General features: G+C 59.3%; 3 protein-coding genes. 1 reads left to right on the top strand and 2 read right to left on the bottom strand.

The genetic code is table 11. The annotated features are described in order from the left end of the window. The first annotated feature begins 261 nt into the window (after positions 1 to 261). Positions 262 to 1,029 carry a GntR family transcriptional regulator gene (locus AAAB16_RS22890; protein WP_340665413.1) on the top strand — a complete coding sequence of 256 codons (768 nt, stop codon included), beginning with the start codon at positions 262 to 264 and terminating at the stop codon, positions 1,027 to 1,029. 482 nt (positions 1,030 to 1,511) lie between these two features. On the opposite strand, the gene guaD is transcribed toward AAAB16_RS22890, so the two are convergent. Together guaD and xdhC are read right to left on the bottom strand one after the other, a co-directional pair. Beyond that, positions 1,512 to 2,813, bottom strand: a complete 1,302-nt coding sequence (guaD, locus tag AAAB16_RS22885) for a guanine deaminase (RefSeq protein WP_340665412.1) — start codon at positions 2,811 to 2,813, stop codon at positions 1,512 to 1,514. A gap of 56 nt (positions 2,814 to 2,869) precedes the next feature. After that, positions 2,870 to 3,703: a xanthine dehydrogenase accessory protein XdhC gene (gene xdhC / locus AAAB16_RS22880; RefSeq protein WP_340665411.1), complete on the bottom strand. Its 834-nt coding sequence runs from the start codon at positions 3,701 to 3,703 to the stop codon at positions 2,870 to 2,872. Positions 3,704 to 3,957: the final 254 nt, after the last annotated feature.

Here is a 3,957-nt window from a genome sequence, read left to right as displayed (position 1 = left end):
GTGTTGAAACGGCCTGTTGAAGAAAAATTTGCAGGTTTATTCGTCTGAATAGGCCAGAAAAAACTAAGAGGTCTGTAAGGGCAATGCTGCTAGAACCCAGGGTATGCCTGAACCGTGTTTGCGCCGGTTAGGAGCTAGCGTTTCGATTGTGTACAATGCGCCGGTATTTTTACCCTCTATTTTCCCCGCAAACGCTTGCCAGCACTGGGGGGAAACGCAGTAGAGTCGCGCATGACCGCAGAACTTCTGACGCGAGCCCGAATGAACGAACAATTGCAGCCCCTCAAGAAGCAACCGCGTGTTGGCAAAGCCAGCCACAGCGGCACTCAGGATGACGTCGTTTACGCGCATATCTTCGATGCCATTCTCGAACAGCGCCTAGCCCCAGGCACCAAGCTGAGCGAAGAAGCATTGGGTGAGATTTTCGGCGTCAGCCGCACCATTATTCGCCGCGCCTTGTCGCGCTTGGCCCACGAAAGTGTGGTGCTGCTGCGGCCCAACCGCGGCGCCGTGGTAGCCAGCCCCAGCGTTGAAGAAGCTCGCCAGATTTTCTACTCGCGCCGCTTGGTGGAGCGCGCCATCACTGAGTTGGCGGTTGAGCACGCCACTGCTGAACAGCTGGCGGAATTGCGCCAGATGGTGGCGGATGAGCAAGCGAGTTTTTCCCGCGGGGATCGCGGTGCCGGTATCCGCCTTTCTGGCGAATTCCATTTGAAGTTGGCCGAGGCGGCGAAGAATGCGCCGCTCATTAGCTTCCAACGCAGCTTGGTGTCGCAGACCTCGCTGATCATCGCCCAGTATGAAAGCGGCAGCCGCTCGCACTGCTCCTACGATGAACACAACCAACTGATCGACGCCATTGAAGCGCGGGATGCGGTGAGGGCCGTGAGCCTGATGATGCATCACATGGACCATATCGACAGCAAGCTCAACCTCGACGAAGACAGCGCCTCGGACGACCTCCACGCGGTGTTCTCGCACCTGCTGCAAACCAAGAAAAAAGCACCGCGCTCAGCGGCGCCGCGCTAGTTTCTTCGGGATGTAAAAAAACCGCCCCTGATAGGGCGGTTTTTTTATGGGGGAGAGTGTCGGCTTAGCTCGGCGACAACTTCAGAACTCTGGATTCCCGCGTGCGTGGGAATGACGGTGGGTGCATGGGGTTTCCCCGTCGTTCCCACGAAGGCGGGACCTCGCGTCTGGGGTGAGTGTGTCGGCTTAGCTCGGCGACAACTTCAAAACTCTGGATTCCCGCGTGCGCGGGAATGACGGTGGGTGCATGGGATTTCCCCCGCCGTGCCCGCGAAGGCGGGGAACTGGCGTCTGGGGTGAGTGTGTCGGCTTAGCTCGGCGACAACTTCAAAAGTCTGGATTCCCGCTTGCGTGGGAATGACGGTGGTGCATAGGGTTTCTCCGTCGTCCCCGCGCAGGCGGGGACCCAGAGTCTTGGGCGAGGGCGATAATCGCTGCCCTCACCCCAGCCCTCTCCCGTAAACGGGAGAGGGGGCCGATCATCAGCGCTTGTGAACGCTTTGACCGGCCGCAAAGGTCTCTTTCACGGCGCGGTCGTCGCCAATGGTCATCAGCACAAACAGTTTCTCTTCCAGGTTTTTCGCTTGCTGCAAGCGGTACGACAGCAACGGCGTAGCGTTGTAATCCAGCACGATAAAATCGGCGTCGTTGCCGCGGGCGAAGCTGCCGATTTTGTCGTCTAAACGCAGCGCTTGCGCGCCGCCCAAGGTTGCCAGGTATAGCGATTTAAACGGGCTGAGCTTGTTGCGCTGCAACTGCTGCACTTTGTACGCCTCGTTCAGCGTTTGCAGCATGGAGAAGCTGGTGCCGGCGCCCACGTCAGTACCCAGGCCCACATTCACGCCAAACTGTTCCGCCTGCTTAAGGTTGAACAAGCCGCTGCCCAGAAACAGGTTGGAAGTCGGGCAGTGCGACACCGCCGAACCGGTCTCGGCCAGACGCTGACACTCCTCGTCGCACAGGTGCACGCCATGGGCAAACATCGAGCGCTCGCTGAGCAGTTGGAAGTGGTCGTATACGTCCAGGTAGCCCTTTTGCTGCGGAAATAGCGATTTCACCCAGGCAATCTCGTCGAGGTTTTCCGACAGGTGCGTGTGCATATACAGGCCCGGGTATTCCTGCAGCAGTTTGCCCGCAGCGGTCAGTTGCTCCGGGGTGCTGGTCGGGGCGAAACGTGGGGTGACGGCGTAGTGCAAACGCGCTTTGCCGTGCCAGCGTTCGATCAGTTCTTTGCTGTCGTCGTAGCTCGATTGCGCGGTGTCGGTGAGGTAGTCCGGGGCGTTGCGGTCCATCATCACTTTGCCGGCGATCATACGCAGGTTCAGCGCTTGGCTGGCCTCGAAGAATGCATCCACCGACTGCTTGTGCACGCTGGCAAATACCAGCGCGGTGGTGGTGCCGTTACGCAGCAGTTCCTTGAGGAAAATGCTCGCCACATCGGCGGCGTGGGCTTTGTCGGCGAACTGTTTTTCGGTGGGGAAGGTGTAGGTGTTCAGCCAGTCCAGCAGTTGCTCGCCATAGGCGGCAATCATGCCGGTTTGTGGGTAGTGAATATGGGTGTCGATAAAGCCCGGCGTGATCAGCGCATCGCGGTATTCGCTTATTTCTACGCCGCGCAGGGTGGGCAGAATATCCCCGGCGTGGCCGACCTTGACCACCTGGCCATTGTCGACCACCAGCACGCCGTCTTCGAAATACTCATACGACTGCGCGTCGCCCACTAAGGCGGGGTCGGCAATGCTGTGGAGGATGGCGGCGCGGTAGGCTTTCAATTGGCTGGTCATGGCAGTCTCGTGGTACGTAATTATTCGATTTTGTTGGGCCGGCCCAACATGGCGGTTTAGGCCTTGGCGCGGCGCGAGGCCGGAATTAATTTGGCGACGCTTTCGCCGCTCTTTTCGCCCTGGCCAAAGTTGGCGTTGTAGGTGGCAACCACCTCGCCAGCAATGGAGATGGCAATCTCGATGGGCAGCTTGCCTTTTACTTCCGGGATGCCCATCGGGCAGCGCATTTTCTGCATCACTTCGGGGCTAAAGCCGCGCTCACGCAAGCGGTGTTCAAACTTCATTCGCTTGGTGTGCGAACCGATCAGCCCGTAGTAGGCAAAGTCGTTGCGCTTGAGGATGGCGGCGGTCAGTTCCAGGTCGAGCTGGTGGTTGTGGGTCATGACGATGAAGTAACTGCCCGGCGGCATGTTTTCTACCTCGTCCACCACGTCCTCATTCACCACCTTGGTGGCCCCCTGGGGAATATGCTCGGGAAATTCGTTTTCCCGTGAATCAATCCACTGCACCTTGCACGGCAGGCTGGCCAGTAACGGCACCAAAGCGCGGCCGACATGGCCGGCGCCAAACACGGCGATGCGCGCTTGTGGCTGGCCCATGGGTTCGAACAGCAGCACGGTGGCGCCGCCGCAGCATTGGCCCAGGCTGGCGCCGAGGCTAAAACGCTCCAGGCGGGTGTCCTGAGTACGGCTGGCGAGCATGTCGCGGGCCAGCTCCATCGCTTTAAATTCCAGATGACCACCGCCTACGGTTTCGTAAATGCGGTCAGCGGTGACGACCATTTTTGAGCCGGCATTACGCGGGGTTGAGCCGAGCTCTTCGATGATGGTCACCAGCACACAGGGCTGGCCCTGTTGCTGTAATTCGGCGAGGGCGCTGATCCAACTCATTTGCTCAGCCTCCAGGTGCGAAGCGGTTTAGCGGAACGCGACAGGCGCCAGTCGTCATCGCTTTTGGGCGCTGTAGCGGGCTGTTCCAGTAACACCAGGCGCGGCAAAGGCTCAGAGCCCGTTGGCGCGGCTGGGGTGGTTGTTTGGGCGGTGTGTGTTGTCATTGTTGTTCACCGTATGTCCTGCAAGGAGCTCGTAGGGTGTGCTGCGCGCACCGAAGCGAACACAGCATTTCAATTCGGTGCGCACAGCAC

The sequence above is a fragment of the Pseudomonas sp. genome (assembly GCF_037994325.1).
Taxonomy (GTDB): domain Bacteria; phylum Pseudomonadota; class Gammaproteobacteria; order Pseudomonadales; family Pseudomonadaceae; genus Aquipseudomonas.
The sequence above is the reverse complement of the archived record's forward strand: the minus strand, read 5'-3'. Positions and strand labels throughout refer to the sequence as shown.

Excerpts from the sequence above, each read along its gene's own strand:
- guaD (WP_340665412.1), bottom strand. The coding sequence starts at position 2,813 with ATGACCAGCCAATTGAAAGCCTACCGCGCCGCCATCCTCCACAGCATT.
- xdhC (WP_340665411.1), bottom strand. The coding sequence starts at position 3,703 with ATGAGTTGGATCAGCGCCCTCGCCGAATTACAGCAACAGGGCCAGCCC.
- AAAB16_RS22890 (WP_340665413.1), top strand. The coding sequence starts at position 262 with ATGAACGAACAATTGCAGCCCCTCAAGAAGCAACCGCGTGTTGGCAAA.